Origin of the sequence: Nannocystis exedens (assembly GCF_002343915.1) — a bacterium.
In the GTDB taxonomy this organism is placed as follows: Bacteria; Myxococcota_A; Polyangia; order Nannocystales; family Nannocystaceae; genus Nannocystis; species Nannocystis exedens.
Map to the genome: position 1 here is coordinate 4,553,033 of NZ_NETK01000001.1, position 19,534 is coordinate 4,572,566.

A 19,534-nucleotide genomic window follows, 5' to 3' on the forward strand; every position below is an offset into this window, starting at 1 on the left:
AACGCGGGGCGCGTCTGCCGAGGCCTTCGGGCGTCCTCACATTCCGCGCGGTTTCGCCCATTGTCACGACTTCGACGCGCCGCTTGCGGGACCTGACAGCGCTGCAAGGCGCGAGGGGGAGGCGTCGGTCGATACGGCCGGCACGCTAGCCGCGGCGGCGATTCATCGCATAGGCGATACCGGCCTTGAGCGTGCCGAGGGTGACGAGCGAGCCGAGGTCCGCGCCGAGGCCGACCAGCGTCGCCGCCAGGCCCGGGCGGATCCCCGTGATCACCGCTTCGGCGCCCAGCAGCGCCGTGCTACGGGCGGCCCGGAGCAGCGCGTCGGCGGTCTGCGCGTCGATCTCCGGCACCCCGGTGATGTCGAGGATCACCGTGCGGGCGCGCGTCGTGGCCACCCCCTCGAGCATCGTCTGCAGCACGCGTTCGACCCGGCGAGGGTCGAGCGTGCCGATCAGCGGCAGCACCACGGTCTCGTCGTCGATCGGGATCAGCGGGGTCGACAGCGCCAACAAGGCCTCGTCCTGGGCGCGGATCACCTCCTCCCGCATGCGCATCTCGAGGCGCTGGGCCTCGGCCTGCTTGATGCCGGTCTCGTCCATCGTCACCCCGCGGATGCCGACCGGCGCCCCGTCCTCGCCGAGGATCAGCGACATCCGGCTCGTGACCCACAGCGTGCGCCCGTCGCGGGTGATCCAGCGATACGACGACTCGCCGCGCCCGGCCTGGAACACCTTGCTCGCGTCGGCCATCGCCCCCGGGCGGTCGTCGGGGTGGATCAGCTCGAGCCAGAAATTGGGCTGCTTCCATTCCTCGACCGTGTAGCCGGACATCGGCTCGATGCGGTCGCTGACGTAATCGACGGTCATCTCCTGCGGCGATTGTTCGAAGTAGCTCTCCCACAAGATGCCCGGGATGTGGATGGCCAGCCCGTCGAGCCGCTCGCGCAGCAGTCGCTCGCGCAGCGCCAGCTCGTGCCGGTCGCGCTCGAGCTCCGCCACCCGGGTCTCCGCCGCGCGCAGGGCCGCGCGCAGCGCCTCGATCTCCTCGTCTCGTGCCGTCACGGGCCCGCAGTCTATCAAGGCGAGCGGGGCCTCACCGATCGTAATCGCAGGCACCTGGAGCCGCGATACCTCGATCCGCGTGGTGCCATCAATTGCTGCCGTGGGGGCGAACGACCGAGACAAGGCTCACGCCTTCGCGCGCCCGCGGCTCCGATGGCGCGCGGCCGGCCGGCGATAATGCGGCGTCGTGTGCCGGCGCAGACCGGTCGCGAGGAAGGACCCCTCTCGTGCCGCTGATCGCCGCTCTCGCCATCGCCACCGTCCTGCTGGCGCCGGCGCCAGCGAGCGACCCGCCGACGTGGGTGTTCTTCGCCGACAAGCGGGTGAATGCGGACGAACTGGAGGCAGCGCTGGCGCGACGGGCCGACGAGCTGGCGCCGCGGACGATGCGTCGGCGCGTGCGAGTCCGTGGCGACCGGGGCGTCGACGTCCGCGATCTTTCCCCGGCATCGCAGTACGTGCAGGCGATCGCGGCCACGGGGGTGCGGATCCGTACCACCTCGCGCTGGCTCAATGCGGTGAGCGTCGAGGCCGACGGGGCGCAGCGGGCCGCGATCGCCGGGCTGCCGTTCGTCGCCGGGCTGCGGCCGGTCGCCCGCGCGCAGCGAGCCGATCACGCCCCGCTGGGGACCGCCGAACCGTCGCCGTCCGCGGCCTTCGGCGTCGCCGAGACCCAGCTCGCGCTGCTCGGCGTGCCGGCGCTGCGCGAGTGCGGACTGACCGGCGCGGGGGTGGTGATCGGCGTGCAGGACAGCGGCTTTTCGCTGCAGCACCAGGCGTTCGCCGGGCTGCACGTGCTGGCGAGCCGCGACTTCGTGCAGGGCGACGACGTCGTCGCCGACGAGCCGGGCGACGGCGAGGGCCAGGACCGCCACGGGACGATGGTGCTGTCGCTGCTCGCCGGCGACGACGGCGACGCGTACTCCGGGGTCGCGCCGGGCGTGTCGGTGATCCTGGCCAAGACCGAGCGCGTCGACGAGGAGGAGCCGTACGAGGAAGATCTCTACGTCGCCGGGCTCGAGTGGATCGAGGGCATGGGCGCCGACCTGTTCACCGCCTCGCTCGGGTACTTCGATTGGTACGAGCACCCGCAATACGACGGCAAGACCGCGGTGGTGTCGCAGGCCGCGATGGTGGCGCTCGCCAACGGGCTGGTGATGTTCACCGCCAACGGCAACGAGGGGCCCGAGCCGGGGACGCTGATCGCCCCGGCGGACGTCGACGGCATCATCGCGCTCGGCGCGACCAACCTCGACGGCGTCGTCGCCGACTTCTCGTCGCGCGGGCCGACCAGCGACGGGCGGACCAAGCCCGACCTGCTGGCGCCCGGCAAGGACGTGTGGGTGGTCCGCCCGGGGACCGACAATGAATATTTGCAGGGCAACGGCACCAGCTTCGCCACCCCGCTGGCCGCCGGCGTCGGGGCGTTGCTGCTCGAGGCCTACCCCGAGCTCACGCCGGGCGAGATGTTGGCGCTCCTGCGCACCACCGCGTCGCACCCCGACGCGCCGGACAACGACGGCGGCTGGGGGATGATCGACGGTTACGCGGCCGCGGGGCTGTATTGCACGTGCACCGACGGCGACGGCGACGGGCACTTCGCCAGCGCCTGCGGCGGCGACGACTGCGACGACGGCGACCCGGCGCGCCACCCGGGCGCGGCCGAGGTGTGCGACGGGCGCGACGATGATTGCGACGCCGTGGTGCCGGACGGCGAGGTCGACGGCGACGGCGACGGCGTCCTGCCGTGCGCCGGCGATTGCGACGACGCCGACCCGGCGCGCCGGCCGGGCGCGCCCGAGGACCCCGACGATTGCATCGACAGCGACTGCGACGGCGAGGGCGACCTCGCCTGCGCCCCGACGACCGGCGGAGGCAGCGACACCGGCGAGTCCGAAGCGTCGACCGCGACACCGACGTCGGGCACCACCGCGGCCGACGAGCCGAGCACGAGCAGCGGAGCGAGCGACAGCGGCGGTGGGGCGAGCGGCGACGACGGCTGCGCCTGTTCGACGCGCGGCCGCGGGGCGCCCCTCGGCCTGCTGCTCGGGCTCGCGGCCCTGCGCCGCCGAAGGCCGCGTTCTCGAGTATCCTCGCGCCCGCAGTGAGGCGCACCGCAGCAGCCCTGGTTCTCTTCTCCGCCACGACCCTCGCCTGCGGCGCCGTCGGCCCCCGCTCGCTCCGCTACGGCCGCGGGACCTACAACGCCGCGATCCAACAGACCAACATCGAGCAGCTGCTGCTCAACCTGGTCCGCCTGCGCTACCGCGACGCCCCGCTGTTCCTCGAGGTCACCAGCATCTCGAGCAGCCTCTCGCTCGAGCTCGGCGCCGGCCTCGGCGGCACGATCGCTCCGCCCAACAGCTCGGTCGCCCCCGGCAGCGCGGTCTCCTACATCGAGCGCCCGACGATCACCTACGCCCCGCTGCAGGGCTCGCGCTTCGGCACGCAATTCCTCAGCCCCGTCGAGCTGAGCGACATCTTGTTATTATATCACGCGGGCTGGGCGATCGACCGGATCTTCCGCGTCTTCGTGCAGAAGCTCGGGCCGCTGCAGAACGCCCCGCGGGCGTCGGGGCCGACTCCTCACAATGCGCCCGAGTTCGAGGCGTTCTTCGCGGCGACCGAATTGATGCGCTCGCTGTGGGCCGACGGCCTGGTCGACCTGACCTACCTGCCGAGCGTCGCCGGCAACGGCCTCACGCTGACGCTCACCCGCCGCGGCGACGACACCGACACGAGGGTCGCCAGGTTGTGCGCGCTGCTCGGATTGCCGGGCCCGACCTACAAGATCACCCTGACCGAGGCGCCGCGCCCGGGCGAGGTCGGGGCGGTGCAGCTGGTGCCGCGCTCGCTGCTCGGCGGCATGTACTACGTATCGCACGGGGTCGAGGTCCCGCCCGAGGATTACGCCGTCGGCCGCGTGCCCACCACCCGCGACGACGCCGGCGAGGTGTTCGACTGGGCCCGCCTGACCGGCACGTTGATGCGCGTGCGCCACGGCGCGCGCGAGCCGAAGAACGCCTACGTCTCGGTGTACTACCGCGGGCTGTGGTTCTGGATCGCCGACAACGACCTCGACTCCAAGTCGACGTTCTCGTTCATCGCCCAGGTGCTCGAGCTGCAGTCGGGGGAGATCAAGGGCACCGCCCCCGTGCTGACCCTGCCGATCGCCGCCGAGTGACTCACGACCGCGGTCGCAGCCACGGCGCCCGCCGGCGCAGCCAGTCGATCACCGGCTGCGGCGTCAGCACGGCCGCCGTCGTCATCGCCCGCGTCACCAGCCCCGGCACGCACAGCGCGTCGCCGCGCAGCAGCGCCTGCACCTCGGCCTCGGCGACGACCTCGGCGTCCATCATGACCCCGAGCCGCCTGGCTCTTGCGACAGGTACGACGTCCGGGTCGTAGAGGCCCGTCGCGGTCGCGCCGGGCGCGAGGCAGGTGACGCCGACGCCGTAGACCGCGAGCTCGCTGCGCAGCGCGGCGGCGAAGCTGCGCAGGTAGGCCTTGCTGCTGGCGTAGTAGCTGATGCCGGGGAACGGCCGCCAGGCCGAGATGCTCGAGACGAGGAGGATCCGCCCGCGCCGGCGGGCGCGCATGCGGGCGCCGAGCAGGGTGCACAGCAGCGACGGGGTGGTGACGTGCAATTGCAGCATCGCCCGCGCGCGCGCCGGGTCGGCGTCGACGGCCTCGCCGAAGAAGAACACGCCGGCGTTGTTGACGAGGATGTCGATCTCCAGCCCGCGAGCGTCGAGGACGGCGACCAGCGCCTCGGCGGCGTCCGGCGCCGCGAGGTCCTGGGCGATCGCCTGCACCTGCACCGGATGGGCCGCGGCGATCTCGGCGGCCGCCCGTGCGAGCGGCTCCTCGCGGTTGCTGACGAGGACGAGGCCGTGGCCACGGGCCGCCAGGCGGCGCGCGATCGCCAGACCGATGCCGGAGCAGGCCCCGGTCACCAGCGCGGTGCTGCCGGGGACGTTCATGCGCGCAGCCTCGCCGGCGGTGGTTCGCGGTGGTGACAGGCCATGTGGGTGGTGTAGATCCGGGCCGCGCAGTAGTTGCAATGATCGCACGCCGCGGCGGCGCCGTCGGCCGTGGAGAGGTTGCGAATGAAGGCAGGATCGCGGATCAGCGCGCGGGCCATCGCCACCGCGACGAAGCCGTGGCCCAGCGCCTCGTCGATCGCGGCGCGCGAGGCGGCGCCGCCGATGTACACCAGCGGCATGCGCACCGCCTGACGAATCGCCAGAGCGTCTTGCAAAAAGTAATTGTCGCTGTACGGGAACGGGGCGATGAGCGTCTGGCCGAACAGCGCCAGCCCGAGGCGCAGCGTCCAGTCGGTCATGAGGCGGCCCATCACCCGCGTCGGCATGGCGCCGCGCATGATGTACATCGGCGCCCGGCTGACGAACCCGCCCGACAGCACCAGCGCGTCGGCGCCGTCCTGCTCGAGCGTGCGCGCGACCTCGATCGCCTCGTCGAGCTCGACGCCGCCGCGGAAGCCGTCGCGCATGTTGACCTTGACCAGCACCGCGACCTCGCCGCGCGCGGCTTTTACGACCCGGGCCATCACCTCGCGCATGAATCGCATGCGCCGCGCCAGCGGGCCGCCGTAGCCGTCGCGGCGGTGGTTGGTGGCCGGCGACAGGAACTGGCTGATGAGATAGCCGTGGCCGGCGTGGACCTCGACGGCGTCGAAGCCGGCCTCGCGCGCGAGCGCGACGGCGCGGCCGAAGCTGGCGGCGACGCGGTCGATGTCGCTCTGGTCCATGGCGCGCGGCCACACCGGCCCGTACAGGTTGAAAAGGGCCGACGGGGCGAGCGCGCGGCCGCCGGCGACCGCGGCCTTGGCCATGTTGCCGCAGTGACCGATCTGGATCGACGCGCGCGCCCCGGCGGCGTGGACGACGTCGGTGAGGGCGCGCAGGCCCGGCACCGCCTCGGGCCGCAGCCACAGCTGGTGCGGGAACGACAGGCCGCTCTGCTCGACCGCGGCGTAGGCGACCGTGGTCATGCCGACCCCGCCCTCGGCGACCTCGCGGTGGTACGCCAGCAGCTCGGGCGACGGCAGGTGGCCCGGGCACATGCCCTCGAAGGCGGCGGCGCGGATGCTGCGGTTGCGCAATCGGACAGGTCCGATCGTACATGGCTCGAAGAGCTGGTTCGTCACGGGGCCGGGCCAGCTTATCACGCCCGCCGCCGGGCCGGACGCCGCGGCGACAGGTGCTGCCGGACCTCCGCCAGCGAGCGGGAATTGATCACCCCGTCGGCCTCGATCCACGCCCGACGGGCCTGGCTGACCGCCAGCTCGAGCCGCGACGCCTGGCCCCCGCCCGGCTCGCCGCCGGAGCCGAGCACCACCGGCACCCCGGCGGCGCGGGCCGCTTGCAGCTCGGGCTCGAGCGCCGGCAAGCGCGAGGGGTCGCCGACGACCGCGAGCGCCCCGTCGACGGCCAGGCGCACCAGCGCGGTCGGGTCGCGCGCCGCCTCGGCCTCGCGCGGCCCGCCGACGATCCGCAGCAGCGCCGGGGGCGAGCCGGCGCGCGCGGCGTGCGACAATCGGGCGGCGCGGAAGTCGACCTGCACTTCAGGACATGTCCTTTGCGAAAGATCGAGCTCCAGCCCCTGCAGCGGCGCCAGGTCGTGCTCGGCGCAGGCGGCCGCGGCGGCCCGGACGCGCGCGTCCCAGTCGAGCTTCGTGCGCGCGCGGCCCGGCACCTCGTGGACGATCAGCAGGTATTGCTGCCCGCGGGCTCGCGCCGCTGCGGCCGCGGCCGCGACCACGGCGCTCGGCTCGTCGCCGGCCTCGACCAGCACGAGGTCGCCGCGCAGCTGTTCGGCCCGCACCAGCTCCGGCAGCGCGCCGGCGCGGGCGGCCGCGATCTCGCCGCGGTTCTCTCGCAGCTCGGGCGGGATGAACGGCAGGTCGACGGCCGCGAACACGGACGCCTCGGTGCGCCCGGCGACGCGGCGCTCGCCGCGGAACACCCCGTACTCGTTGATCTTCAGCCCGCGGGCGACGCCGAGGCGGCGGACGGCGATGTTGTGGGCCTTGCTGCCGGTGAAGTAGTGCAGCGCGGCGCCGAAGCTGTCGCGGCCGACCACGCGCAGGTCGACCTGCAGGCCCGAGCGCAGCACCACGGTCGCGCGCGTCGGGCCCTCGGCGAGCACGTGGACGACGTCGGGCGCGCCCACCAGCGCCGCGATCGCGCCGTTGTGGCTGCGGGCGGTGACGAGGAAGTCGAGGTCGCCGACGGTGGCCAGCGCGCGGCGGTAGCTACCCGCGATCACGGCCTCGAGCACTCCGGGGGCGCCGCGCAGGCGGGCCAGCAGGCGCTCGCCGTGGACGCGCGCCTCGGCCAGCGGCAGCCGGCGACCGGTGCCGAGCAGGCCGGCCAGCGCGTCGAGGATGTTGCGCTCGCTGGTGGCCCCGAACCCGGGCAGCTCGCGGATCTTCTGCTGCTCCGCGGCGGCCTGCAGGTCGGCGAGGCTGCGCACCGCGAGCCGCTCGAACAGGGTGCGCGCGCGCCTCGGGCCGACGCCGGGGACGCGCATGACGTCGTGGATCGTCGGCGGCCACGCCCGGTGCAGCTCGTCGAGCACGGCGCAGCGGCCGGTGTCGACGATCTCGGCGATCTTGCCGGCGAGGTCCTCGCCCACGCCCGGCAGCTCGGTGAGGTCGTCGCCGGCCGCGACCATCGCCGCGAGGTCGCGGCCGAGTCCGCCGAGCTCGTGCGCCGCGTTGCGGTAGGCGCGGATCCGGAACGGATTTTGCCCCTCCACCTCGAGCAGGTCGGCGATCTCGCCGAACACCGCGGCGACGCGCAGGTTGGCGGCGCGATCGGAGCTGTCCGCAGGGACATGTGATTTCGCGGCGGCGCGCGCCATGCTCCGAGATGGCGCCGAACGCCGGCGAGCGCACGCGTAAAGCTTGCGGACGCCGGGTCGCCGGGTCGGCACCGACGCGGGCGGCCGCGACGGGGGTCGATCGGCCGTGCGTCGACTCAACGTCGTCGAAGCCCGAGCGGCCGCTGGCACATCCGGGTGCGCGAGGGTGCTGGCCTTTACTACATGTTCGAGGCCGAGATGACAGGACCGAAAGGTGGCCGAACAATCCTGCTTGCACGGGCGGGGCACATCGATCACGGCCCCGGCCGCCGGCGGACCGGGTTTTTCCGCCCCGCGAAGGCCCGGCGGGTGGCGGCGGGCGAGCCCGCTTGCGCCGCTGCTGCTCTCCATCCTCGCCGGCTTCCGGGCCACGCGCATGGAGCCGCGGCGCCCACGGCCTCCGGCGAGCGCCCGGGGCGTCGGACCTGAGCGACTTGCGCCGTCGATCGGCGCATTCGAGTTCATCTGTCCTGACGAGTCCGCTGCGCCGCGCCGTCGTCGCGCCGGCATGAACACCGAGTGTGCATTGGGATGCGCAGGCTCGCAGACGGGCGGGGGCCTCGCCGTTGACGCCTCCAGCCCCTTGCCGCAACATCGAAGACCCCCTGGACGCTTTCGACGATGAGCGAACTCATGCCCGAGAACCCAGATAGCTGGACCTTCCTGACCAACCATGCGCACGTTTTGCTGTGCCTGGCGCAAGATCCGGAGATTCGTTTGTGCGACGTCGCGGCCGAAGTCGGCCTCACCGAACGGGGCGTGCAGCGGATCGTCAAGGAACTGGCGACCTCGGGTTACATCACGCGCGAGCGGAACGGTCGCCGCAATCGTTATTTGGTGCATGCCCGCCAGCCGTTGCGCCGCTCGATCGCCCGCCACCGCCAGGTCGGCGACTTGCTGCAGCTCATCACCCAGCGCCGAGCCGCCGCGGATTCATGACTCCGAGGTCGCCGGCGCGTGTGACCGATCGGGCCGCGGACGGCCGCGGGGATTCATGACTCCGAGGTCGCCGGGACCTACGACCAGTCGATGCGGTGACGTCGGCGCTGGGCGTCGGTCCCGAGCTCGCGCCGGCGGAGCACCCGACGCGCCTCGAAGCCCTCGGCGCCGGGCTCGGTGCAGGCGGCCAGCGCGGCGGCGTCGGTGAGCGCAGATGGGGGTTCGCCGCGACGGCCGCCGCCTCGGGGAACAGTAATCGTAGTTGCGGCCGGCTCGGCGAGGTCGCGGCGCAGGGCCTCGGGCTCCAGCGCCTCGGTGAGCGCGCGGGCTCGCCGTCGTCGGCCCGGCCGCTGTGGATCGCCACCTCGTAGGCGAATGCGGGCAGTCCGGCGGCCACGAATTCGTGAACGACGGCGGCGGTGCGCGATTCGCTGGCCGCGATCGCCGACCATTCGCCGTACCAGGTCCAGTCGCCGACGATTCGCTGGACCGCCCTGGCCGCCGTGCGGCGGACTTCGGGGTGCGGATCGGCGACCGCGAGTTCGCGGAGGCGGTGGACGAAGGTCGGGTCGGCGCACCAGCCGAGCGGGCGCACCGCCTGGGTGCGGGCGAACGGGTGCGGATCGTCGGTCCCCTCGTGCAGCGCCGCGATCGCGGCCGGGTGCGGGCGCTGGCCGAGCGAGCGGTAGATCCGGGCGCGGACCGAGAAGCAGTCCCGCGCGAACGCAGTCCGTCGCCCGGGTAGGCGGCGAGCCTGGCGTCGACGAGCCCGCGCAGCTCCACGGTCAGCCGGGCGGGTTGGGGTTGATCTTCCCGGTGCCGGTGCCGCCGAGGTACGCGTAGGAGTCGTGCTGGTCGTAGCCGACGATGATGACCTGGAACGGCGAGTCGCCGCCGTCGAACACGTGGACGCCGTCGGCGCAGGCGATCCGCGCGACCTCGTAGCCGCTGGCGCCGACGGGGTTGAACTCGGCGTCGGAGATCGGGACACCGTCCATGGTGATGACGGCGCCGACCGGGCGAGTGACGACGGCGACGTCATTGGTCCAGGTGCCGGGCACGAGGACGACGTAGCGCGGCAGGTACTGCTCGACGGGGGCCATCTGCACCATCGCCGGGTCGCCGATCGAGCTGCCGAACGCCTCGGCGCCGACCATGTAGCCGTAGACGGCGATCGGCTTGTCGGCGATGACCTCGAAGTCACCGGGCTCGGTCGCCGGGCCGGTGGCGTAGAACTCGCTCATCTGGTTGGCGTTGAGCACGAAGTTGGTGGCGGGGATCCCGGTCACCCCGGCGTCGGCGTGGATGGTGACGTTGGTGCCGTTCTCGGAGGCGTAGATCTGCCACAGCGTGTTCTCGGGCGAGCCGCCGCTGCGGATCGGCATGCGCGAGGCGATGAAGTGCTTGCCCCACTGCCGCACCCCGGCGAGCTGCTCCTCCATGTGGTCGCAGCAGCAGGTCGACTCGGGGATGAGCGCGCACTCCTGACCGGCGAACACGGCGACGGGGTGGTTCTCGTTGCTGTTGATCTTGGTGCCGGTCATGCTGTCGGGGATCGACTGCACGGCGACCGAGAGCACGTCGCCCTCGTTGAGGGGGATCGTGAACGGGGCCCCCGGGGCGCCCTGCGGCACGCTCGGGCCCGCCGCGGTCACCACGCTCGGCTCGACCTGCACCATCGTCCCGTCGACGGTGGCGATGACGGTGACGTAGCTGTGCTGGAAGCCGTTGGTGTTGTCGTACATCGACTTCCACGCGGTCACGCGGTTGATCGTGTCGAGCGCGGCCGCGGGGTAGAGCATGGCCGCGTCCGAGAGGAATGAGGAGGCGCCGTCGACCGGGTTGAACTGGTAGGCGACGACCGGCACGTCGGAGGTGACGCGATAGGCCCCGCCCGGGTTGACGCCGGAGTCGTCGATGTGGCGGTCGGGCAGGTTGAAGGTGTAGAGCGACAGCGGAGCGACCGCCTGCGGCCCGCCGACCGGGCTCCACACGCCGCCGTTCTTGACCTCGACGACGACGTTGGCGGGGGTCGCGAGCTGCACGTTGGCGACGGCGATCGCGTACTGCGAGGTCTCGACCTGGTCGTGCGCGTCCATGTCGACGGCGTAGAAGCGGCAGCCCACGGTGCTCTTGCCGGCCGACGCCTGGTCGCAGTTCTCGGGGATGATCGGCCCCTCGTCCGGTCCGCCGAAGTCCGGCTGCATCTCGTTGCCGAAGTCGAACTTCGGGGTCGAATCGCTGCTCGCCGCGGTCGCCTCGGTCGGCCCCGCCGGCGTGGTGGTGCTGCCGCCGGTCGTGGTCGGCCCGCTCGCGGACTCGGTGCCGGGCTCTTCGGTCGTGGGGCTCCCGGTCGGGCCGAGGCTGGCGATCGAGGACACCCCCGTGATCGGGGCGGAGGTCTCGCTGCGACCGTCGTCGCTGCAGGCAGCGAGCAGGAGCAGGAGCGAGCCGAGGGGAGCGAGCCGCGGAGAAACGATGTGCATGCGAAGAACCTCGAGCAGAGCTTCACGATAGGACCCGCACTCACCCGCCCGGGCGAGGTGCGGGCGCGAGTTCTCACACGGTCATCCCGACCCCACGCTCGCGTACGATGACGGGGGCATGCCACTGCTCGTCCGGTTCCGGCCCCAGGGCGCGTGCGGGCTTCTCCTGATCGCCTCGGCCTGCGCCGCGGGCAGCCCCACCAGCGACACGACCGCGAATTCGTCGACCTCGACGATGTCCGCGACCGCCGCGGCGACCACCGACGCGACGACCGCGAGCGCGACCACGAGCGTCGCCCCGACGACGTCGAGTTCGACCTCGACGACCTCGACGACGAGCGACGCGAGCACGAGCGACGCGACCTCGACCACGCCGGCCGGGACCACGGCGATCACCACCGGCCCGGGCGAATGCGCGCCGGTGACCAGCGAGACCTTCACGCTGACGCAGGACGTCCTGCTCGCGTGCGGGGCGATGGCGGCGGTCGACGTGTTCGACGTGCCGCTGCGTCACCGCGGCCCGGCGGTCGCGCGCGCGACGCTGACGATCGAGCACACGCAGTCGGTGCCGGAGATCCACTTCTGGAACGCGACGGTGCTGGTCGGCGAGTCGGAGTACGGCTTCGGGATCGGCGACGACCTGTGCAGCGGCTACCAGCCGGTGACCAAGCAGAACCTCGGCTACGGCCTGCTCACCGACGCCAGCGACCGCGTGAAGGTGCCGATGTACCAGGGCTCCGCGCCCTGCACCGACGGCGCGCTGGCGGTCCGCGCCGGCTCGACGCTGACGGTGTGGTACGCCGACCCGACGCCCGGCTGCGAGCGCGTGGCCTACACCAGCTGGTACGCGACGCAGGGCTTCGAGGCGACCTACGTGTGGCAGACGATGATGAGCCCGATCCTCGCGCTGCCGATCGATACGCCGCCCGGGACCCAGGCGCTGCTGATGTCGGTGGTCGAGGGCAGCCCCGACACCAACCCGAACGCGGTCTGCGGCGCCGAGACCCAGACCCTCGTCAGCCAGCTCCGCGACGGCGGCGCGGTGCTCCACCAGGCCGAGATGCTGCTGCCGGCCTCCGGCGGCCAGGGCCACCTGGTGCTCGCCAACGAGGCGCTGCTGCCCGGCGCCGGCCCCCACGCGATCGACCTCGCCGTCGGCGCCAACGTGTTCGACAGCGCCGTCCGCACCGGCGGCTGCTGCGGCGACGCGGCGCTGTTCGCCGTGTTCGTTCCGGAGTGACGTGCCCTAAAGAGCATGTCTCTTCCGACATGCTTTTTAAGTTACGGGTGACGGAGGCGCCGTCTTCCCGCTCGCGCCCGCCGCGTCGCGCCGCGGCCGAGCCCGCTCGCGGTGCCATGAATGCAACGACCCGCGCGGGCCCCATCAATCGCGAGACGAGCGAGACAGGCTGTAGTAGCGGTGCGGCAGGTCGGCCAGGACGAAGTCGAATCGATGGATCAGCCCGGCGCGCTCGAGCACCCGGCGGGACCCGGCGTTCTCGGTCCAGGTGAATCCACACACCTCCGGCAGGGCGAGCACGTCGAGCGCCAGGTGGACCAGCGCGCCGGCGACCTCGGTGGCCAGGCCGCGGCGCCACACCGCCGGGGCGAATCCGTAGAGGATCTCGACGCTCGCGTGGCCGCCGGCGGCGGTCGGGGCCAGGCCGGCGTAGCCGCGGGCGACGTCGCCTTCGCGGAGGGTGTAGACCCCGAAGCCCTGGTCCGGCCACATCGCCACCAGGCGATCGATCTTCGCGTCGATCTGCGCCAGCGTCCGCGGGCCGCCGAGCGTGCGCGTCACCTCCGGGTCCTGCCACAGCGCGCGGTAGAACGGGCGGTCGTCGGCGGTGATGCGAGCGCCCTGCAGGCGCGCCGTGGTCAGCGTCTCCGGGGCGCGGGCGGCGGTCACGCCAGCAGCTCCGGGTCGCCGTCGGCCAGCCGCGCGAGCATCTCGGTGGCCGGCCCGCGCAGGTGGACGTCGTAGAGGTACGACGCCGGCGTCTCCTCGGGGTTGATCTCGACGCGCACGGCGCCGGCCTTGCGGGCGTACTCGGGCAGGTAGGCGGCCGGGTAGACGACCGCCGAGGTGCCGATCGAGACGAACAGATCGCACTCCTCGATCGCCGCCTGAGCGGCGTCGAGGATGGGCTCGCTGAGCATGTCGCCGAACCACACGATGTCGGGCCGCCACCAGCCGCCGCAGCCGTCGCAGCGCAGCTGCTCGCGGATCACGTGGCCGTCCTGCTGCTTGACGCGGCAGGTGTCGCAGCGGACGCGCCACAGGTTGCCGTGCAGCTCGAGGATCTCGCGGCTGCCGGCGAGCGCGTGCAGGCCGTCGATGTTCTGGGTGACCACGGTGACGCGAGCGGAGCGCTGACCGGCGCGGGCGACGATGTGGTGCCCGCGGTTGGGCGAGCAGGCCGCCACCAGGCCGCGGCGGTAGTTGTGGAACTCCCACACGGCCGCGGGATCGCGGACGAACGCCTCCTGGCAGGCGTAGCGGCGATAGTCGTACTCCTTCCAGATCCCGCCGGCCCCGCGATAGGTGGGCACGCCGCTCTCGGCCGACATGCCGGCGCCGGTGAAGAAGACGATCCGCTTGAAATCGCGCAAATGCGGCCCTGACATGGCGAGATGGTATCGACCCGCGAGCCGCGACGCGAGGCCGTGAAGCCGGCGAGGCGGGCGCAGGCGGCCGTTCCCGCCACGCGAGCGCGAGGCCGTGAGCACGGCCCGAGACGAGCGCATGTTAGTCCCCGTCCTCATCCCGGAGGTCGTGACGAGGCGAGCACAGGTCGGCCGCTCTCGCCGCCCGCGTCACCCCTCGCGGCGATCAAGACGAGGCGAGCGCAGCCCGGCCGCTCTCGACCGCCAGTCGCTGCTCGCGGCGCTCGGGACGAGGCGAGCGCCGTCCCGTCGCTCCCGCGAGTCGCCACGCGAGGCCGTGAGGATGGCCGAGACGATCGCGAGACGACCTCTGACCCGAAGTCGGGTCGCTCTCGCTGCGGCGCCGACCTCGCCACGGCTGAGCTCGCTGGCGGGGCGTGACCGCGCGGAGCGCGAGCGGAGCGGCGAGCAGCGAGTCGACGCACGTCTTCGGCGGGCGTCGCGAGCGACCCGGGGTTCCGACCAGGCCTTTTCCCCGAGCCCGCTCTGCGCGCGCGCGCCGGCCTGCACGGGCCGAAGCGGGACATGTTCGCGGTTTACCTGGTCTGCACTCACGATACCGACGACGATCCGTATGACCAGGGGATTTGGTCGTTCGCGCCGCTGCGACCGTATCGTACAGGGCGTAAGCAGCGTTCGCCCAAGATTCGCCGCTGCACGCGGCAGCCGCGTGCTCACCGCCGCCCGCCGTCGGAACCGCGATTTTGCGGCGGAGCGGCCGTTCGGGCCGCGCCCGCGACGGTTGCAGTCCCATTCGCGGGCCTCCCCTCCTACCTGTTCAATGTCTGTTCACACATGTGGGAACAGACATGTATTACACCGTGCAGAACAATGTATTGATCATAACACCGTATGTACGATGATACCGCCGGCGCTCCGACCTCGCGCGGAAGCGACCGGTACGCGTCTGCGCGATCGCAGAGACCGGTGTTCACCACTCGCGAAGGGGCTGGTCAGCGCGAAGGCGGCTCTATACCCTGGATTGTGGCCCGCGCTGCGGGTCGGAGCGGCTCCGATGAACGACCCCAGCGCCCCCACCCTCCCGGAATTCGACAGCGAGATCCAGGCCCTGCGGCGGCGCGTGGCGGAGCTCGAGCAGACCGTCGCCGCGCTCGAGCAGGAGCGCGACGTGTTCAAGCACGTCGTGCATCACGCCCCCGCCTTCATCTCACGGCTCACGCCGGACGGGCGGATGATCTACGCCAACGCCACGTGCGAGCGGCTGATCGGCAAGACGACCGAGCAGATCGCGGGCACCAACATCATGCCGCTGCTATACCCCGGCGACCTGTACCCGGCCGTCGAGGAGTACTTCAAGATCGCGGCCGAGGGCGGCGACGTCAGCGACTACGAGCTGACGATTCAGTCGCACACCGGCGAGCGGCGGATCCTGGCCTGGAACTCCTATCACCGCTTCGGGGCCGACGGCACGCTGCAGGAGGTGGTGTCGTTCGGGGTCGACGTCACCGAGCGCAAGCGGGAGGAGAACGAGCGCCGCCGGCTGCAGGAGGAGATCATCGCGGTGCAGGCCGCGACGCTCGCCGAGCTGTCGACCCCGCTGATCCCGATCAGCGGCAAGATCGTCGCCATGCCGCTGATCGGCTCGATCGACGCGGCGCGGGCCCAGCGGATCATCGACACCCTGCTCACGGGCATCAGCGAGGCCCGGGCCAGCACGGCGATCCTCGACATCACCGGCGTGGCCGTGGTCGACACGCAGGTGGCCGACGCGCTGCTGCGGGCCGCCCGCGCCGTGCGGCTGCTCGGGGCCGAGGTGATTCTCACGGGGATCCGGCCCGACGTCGCGCAGACTCTCGTCAACCTCGGGACCAATCTCGAGGGCATCGTCACTCGCGCGACGCTCCAGAGCGGCATCGCGTTCGCCATGCAGCAAGGCTGACGCCGCCGTCGGTGCATTTCTGGGGTGGCTCTACCCCCGGTTCGCCCCGGGGTCGTGTCGACCCAGGACGTCGTGCGTGCATTCCATCGCGGCCGGCGTCGGGGGCTTGCGGCCGCTTTCGGCCCCTGCGCGAGGCACGTCGATGTGTGGCGGTCGCCGCTGGTGTGGTGATTGCCACAGACGCATGAGTGGAATCTCTTCGAGGCAATAGGAACAAACTGGCAAAATTGCTCACCCACACGTCGGACGCGCACGGGGGACCTGAGTTTGCGTGCGGGTCAAAATTGGATATGGTTTAAATCATAGCAGTCTATATCATCAAGGCATCTTCAAGAAGCTGGGACGGCTGTGGCCTGCGCGCGCCGTCGTGACCTCGATTCGCCGGAGGACTGAGAATGACGAAGCTTGACGCCCGACCCATCGACGCAGCGTGGACCGGCGGCTTTTCCCCATATCCGAACGCGGAGGGGCTCGCGGAGCTGCTCGCGCGCCAGGTCCGGAGCCGCCCGAACGCGCTGGCCGTCGATGCCGGGGAGGAGCGGCTGTCGTACGCGGAGCTCGACCGCCGGGCGAGTCAGATGGCGCACGCGCTGAAGGACGCGGGCGTCGGCCTGGAGACGCCTGTCGGGGTCTTCATGAGTCCACGCATCGAGCAGATCGTCGCCCAGGTGGCGATCTGCATGGTCGGCGGCACCTACGTCCCGCTCGACCCCGATTACCCGCGGGAGCGGCTGGAGTTCATGATCGCCGACGCCGGGGTGGAATTGGTCCTCACCGACCGGCGGCACTTCGGGCTGGAGCTCGGCGGCCGGCGCGAGCTGTGCGTCGACCGCGAGCGCCCGCGGTTCGAGCGCAACCCGCCGACGTTCCCGTGGGTCCAAGGCGGGGCCGAGCGGCGCACGCACATCCTCTACACCTCCGGCTCGACCGGCAAACCCAAGGGCATCGAGATCGTCGCCCGCGGGGTCAGCAGGCTCGTGCTCTGCACCAATTACGTGCAGTTCGAGCCGACCGACCGCGTCGCGCAGATCGCCAATTTCTCGTTCGACGCCGCCATCTTCGAGGTCTGGGGCGCGCTGCTCAACGGTGCCGCGATTGTCCTGATCCCGCGCCGCCGCGCCCTCGACCCGAACGAGCTGCGGTCCGAGTTGACCGCTCGCGGCGTCACCGTGATGTTCCTGACCACCGCGCTGTTCAATTTGGTCGCCGGCGTCTGCCCCGACGCGTTCGCGTCGCTGCGGTACCTCCTGGTCGGCGGCGAGAAGCTCAACGCCGAGGCGATCCGCGCGGTGCTCGAGGCGGCCCCGCCGCGCCACCTGCTGAACGGCTACGGCCCGACCGAGAGCACGACCTTCGCCGTCACCTGCGAGCTGGACCGCGAGCGCGCCGCCGGCACCAACGTGCCGATCGGGCGCCCGATCAGCAACACCCTGGCCTTCATCCTCGACGAACAGCAGCGTCCGGTCGGCGTCGGCGAGCTCGGCGAGCTCTACATCGGCGGCGACGGCCTGGCCCGCGGCTACCTGAACCGCCCCGAGCTCACCGCCGAGCGCTTCGTCTCGCTGGCAGGATTGACGGGAGACGCGCCGATTCGCCTGTACCGCACCGGCGACCAGGTCCGCTGGCGCCCCGACGGCCTGATCGAATTCGTCGGCCGCACCGATTTTCAGGTCAAGATCCGCGGTCATCGCATCGAGCTCGAGGAGATCGAAGCCTCGCTGGTCGCCAGCGGGATGGTCACGGCCGCGGCCGTCACGGTGACGGAGAGCCCGAGCGGCGACAAATCGCTGGTGGCCCACGTGGTCCCGAAGGACCGCGCCGGCTTCCGCGCCTCGCTGCTGCAGGAGTACCTGCAGAGCAAGCTGCCGCGATTCATGGTGCCGCCGCGGTTCGTCGAGCTCGACGCCCTGCCCCTCAACGCCAACGGCAAGGTCGACCGCAAGGCGCTCGTCGCCGGCCAGGGCCACTCGGGGGTGTTCAGCCTCAATGCGATGCTCGCGGCCACCCACGACCCGCTGACCGGCGAGCTCGCGACGATGTGGGCCGACATCCTCGGCGTGCCGGTGGTCCTGCCCGAGGACGACTTCTTCCGCCTCGGCGGCAACTCGCTGCAGGCGGCCCGCCTGGTCCTGCGCGTGCGCGACGTGTACCGCGTCCGCTTCCCGGTCTACGCCCTGTACGAGGCCGGCACGCTGCGCGAGTTCGCGGCCCAGCTGCGGCGAGCGCTGCGCGGCGAGGCGGTCCGCAGCGCCACCGCGGTGGGCCCGGAGACGTGGCAGGCGGATGCCCGCATCCCCGACGACCTCCGCGCCCTCATCACCGGCGCGGCCGCGCAGCCGCGCCCGGCGGCCGACGCGTGGCGCACCGGCGAGCTGTTCCTGACCGGCGCGACCGGCTTCCTCGGCGCCTTCCTGCTGCGCGACCTGCTGCTGCACACGCAGACTCGCGTCCACTGCCTCGTGCGCGCGCCCGACCCCCACGCGGGGATGACCCGGGTGAAGCAGGCGCTGGCGAAGTACGGCCTGTGGCAGTCGTCGTTCGCCGCCCGGATCCACGCCGTCCCCGGCGACCTCGCCCGGCCGCGCCTCGGCCTCGACGAGGCGACCTTCGCCGCGCTGGCCGGCAGGGTCGACGCGGTTTTCCACGCCGGCGCGCAGGTCAACTACGTCCAGCCCTACGCGGCCCACCGCGCGACCAATGTCGGCGGCACCCTCGAGGTGCTGCGATTCGCCGCCACCGGCCGGCTCAAGCCGCTGCACTATGTGTCGTCGATCGCGGTGTTCGGCCCGAGCGGGTTCTTCGGCGGCAAGCGGGTGGTCCACGAAGACGACCCGATCGACGACCACCTCGAGTACCTCGTGCTCGACATCGGCTACTCGGCGAGCAAGTGGGTCGCCGAGAAGGCGGTGTGGTCGGCGGGCGCGCTCGGGCTGCCGGTCACGGTCTACCGCCCGGGCTTCATCATGGGCGACAGCCGCAGCGGGGCCGGCAACGCCGACGACTTCGTCGGCCGCTCGGTGCGCGGAGCGGTCCAGATCGGCGGGTACCCGGACCTGCCGCGCCAGCGCAAGGAGTTCGTGCCGGTCGACTTCGTCAGCCGGGCGATCCTCCACATCGCCGGCACCCCGGGCACGCACGGCCGCGCCTATCACCTGGTCCCACCCGAGCTGCGCCAGTCGCCCGACCTCAACCAGTTCTTCGCCCTGATCTGCGAGTTCGGCTACCCGCTGGCGCAGTGGACCTACGCCCAATGGGTCGACCGCACCATCCAGGACGCCCGCGAGCGCGACAACCCGCTGTGCTCGCTGCTGCCGATGCTGTTCGAGCGGGTCTACCGCGACGAGCTGACCCGCTGGGAGCTCTACGAGGACATGCCGCAGTATGACACCAGCAACACCAACGAGGCGCTCGCCGGCAGCGGCGTCCGCTTCGTCGCCCTGGACCGGGCCCTGATCGCCCGCTACCTCCGCTACTGGATCGCCACCGGCCAGCTCCCGCCCGTCCGCGCCCACGACGGCGGCCGCGGCGGCGCGCACCTGCTCGCCGGGCGCTGATGTACCGGCATGTCCCCGAGGGCATGCTCTCCGGGGC

General features: G+C 72.1%; 15 protein-coding genes and 1 pseudogene. 7 read left to right on the forward strand and 9 right to left on the reverse strand.

The window, feature by feature from the left end; translation table 11 throughout:
• Positions 1-145: 145 nt before the first annotated feature.
• Complete coding sequence (locus tag NAEX_RS17890; protein WP_096328692.1) at positions 146-1,063, reverse strand: PAS domain-containing protein; 918 nt, start codon at positions 1,061-1,063, stop codon at positions 146-148.
• Between the two features lie 227 nt (positions 1,064-1,290).
• Here NAEX_RS17890 and NAEX_RS17895 point away from each other — a divergent pair, with 227 nt between their 5' ends.
• On the forward strand, positions 1,291-3,171 hold the full coding sequence (locus NAEX_RS17895) for a S8 family serine peptidase (protein WP_096328693.1): 1,881 nt from the start codon (positions 1,291-1,293) through the stop codon (positions 3,169-3,171).
• The gene (locus NAEX_RS17900) at positions 3,168-4,247 is read left to right on the forward strand and encodes a hypothetical protein (protein WP_096328694.1); all 1,080 of its coding nucleotides are present in this window, start codon (positions 3,168-3,170) and stop codon (positions 4,245-4,247) included. Before NAEX_RS17895 ends, NAEX_RS17900 begins: the two co-directional genes overlap by 4 nt.
• Before the next feature lies 1 nt (position 4,248).
• Here NAEX_RS17900 and NAEX_RS17905 read toward each other — a convergent pair whose 3' ends face one another.
• From NAEX_RS17905 to NAEX_RS17915, 3 genes are read right to left on the reverse strand one after another with little or no spacing between them, the layout of a single operon-like run.
• Entirely contained in the window at positions 4,249-5,046 is a 798-nt protein-coding gene (locus NAEX_RS17905) for an SDR family NAD(P)-dependent oxidoreductase (protein WP_096328695.1), read from the reverse strand.
• Positions 5,043-6,233, reverse strand: a complete 1,191-nt coding sequence (locus NAEX_RS17910) for an NADH:flavin oxidoreductase (RefSeq protein ID WP_211302428.1) — start codon at positions 6,231-6,233, stop codon at positions 5,043-5,045. Before NAEX_RS17910 ends, NAEX_RS17905 begins: the two co-directional genes overlap by 4 nt.
• Positions 6,234-6,250: 17 nt before the next feature.
• Complete coding sequence (locus NAEX_RS17915) at positions 6,251-7,951, reverse strand: helix-hairpin-helix domain-containing protein (protein ID WP_170135804.1); 1,701 nt, start codon at positions 7,949-7,951, stop codon at positions 6,251-6,253.
• A gap of 621 nt (positions 7,952-8,572) precedes the next feature.
• Between NAEX_RS17915 and NAEX_RS17920 the strand changes: the two genes are divergently transcribed.
• Positions 8,573-8,890: a helix-turn-helix transcriptional regulator gene (locus NAEX_RS17920; protein ID WP_096333649.1), complete on the forward strand. Its 318-nt coding sequence runs from the start codon at positions 8,573-8,575 to the stop codon at positions 8,888-8,890.
• Positions 8,891-8,985: 95 nt separating this feature from the next.
• Entirely contained in the window at positions 8,986-9,261 is a 276-nt protein-coding gene (locus NAEX_RS50375) for a hypothetical protein (RefSeq protein WP_170135307.1), read from the forward strand.
• A 128-nt stretch (positions 9,262-9,389) separates the two neighbouring features.
• Here NAEX_RS50375 and NAEX_RS54555 read toward each other — a convergent pair.
• From NAEX_RS54555 to NAEX_RS17930, 3 genes and pseudogenes are all read right to left on the reverse strand, one after another.
• Positions 9,390-9,590: pseudogene (locus NAEX_RS54555) on the reverse strand (HEAT repeat domain-containing protein); the annotation flags it as partial.
• 85 nt (positions 9,591-9,675) lie between these two features.
• The gene (locus NAEX_RS50380) at positions 9,676-11,376 is read right to left on the reverse strand and encodes an IgGFc-binding protein (RefSeq protein ID WP_170135805.1); all 1,701 of its coding nucleotides are present in this window, start codon (positions 11,374-11,376) and stop codon (positions 9,676-9,678) included.
• An 81-nt stretch (positions 11,377-11,457) separates the two neighbouring features.
• Positions 11,458-11,748: a hypothetical protein gene (locus NAEX_RS17930; RefSeq protein ID WP_170135806.1), complete on the reverse strand. Its 291-nt coding sequence runs from the start codon at positions 11,746-11,748 to the stop codon at positions 11,458-11,460.
• 49 nt (positions 11,749-11,797) lie between these two features.
• Between NAEX_RS17930 and NAEX_RS17935 the strand changes: the two genes are divergently transcribed.
• Entirely contained in the window at positions 11,798-12,616 is an 819-nt protein-coding gene (locus tag NAEX_RS17935; RefSeq protein ID WP_096328699.1) for a hypothetical protein, read from the forward strand.
• Between the two features lie 144 nt (positions 12,617-12,760).
• Here NAEX_RS17935 and NAEX_RS17940 read toward each other — a convergent pair whose 3' ends face one another.
• Together NAEX_RS17940 and NAEX_RS17945 are read right to left on the reverse strand one after the other, a co-directional pair.
• The gene (locus tag NAEX_RS17940) at positions 12,761-13,285 is read right to left on the reverse strand and encodes a GNAT family N-acetyltransferase (protein ID WP_096328700.1); all 525 of its coding nucleotides are present in this window, start codon (positions 13,283-13,285) and stop codon (positions 12,761-12,763) included.
• Positions 13,282-14,004 (reverse strand): SIR2 family NAD-dependent protein deacylase, encoded by a 723-nt coding sequence (locus tag NAEX_RS17945; RefSeq protein WP_096328701.1) that lies wholly within the window; start codon positions 14,002-14,004, stop codon positions 13,282-13,284. The genes NAEX_RS17940 and NAEX_RS17945 overlap by 4 nt, the downstream gene beginning before the upstream one ends.
• A gap of 1,054 nt (positions 14,005-15,058) precedes the next feature.
• On the opposite strand from NAEX_RS17945, the gene NAEX_RS50385 reads away from it, so the two are divergent.
• Positions 15,059-15,943, forward strand: coding sequence for an STAS domain-containing protein (locus NAEX_RS50385; RefSeq protein ID WP_170135807.1), 885 nt, complete (start codon positions 15,059-15,061; stop codon positions 15,941-15,943).
• Between the two features lie 395 nt (positions 15,944-16,338).
• Complete coding sequence (locus NAEX_RS17955; protein WP_096328703.1) at positions 16,339-19,497, forward strand: amino acid adenylation domain-containing protein; 3,159 nt, start codon at positions 16,339-16,341, stop codon at positions 19,495-19,497.
• Positions 19,498-19,534 lie beyond the last annotated feature (37 nt).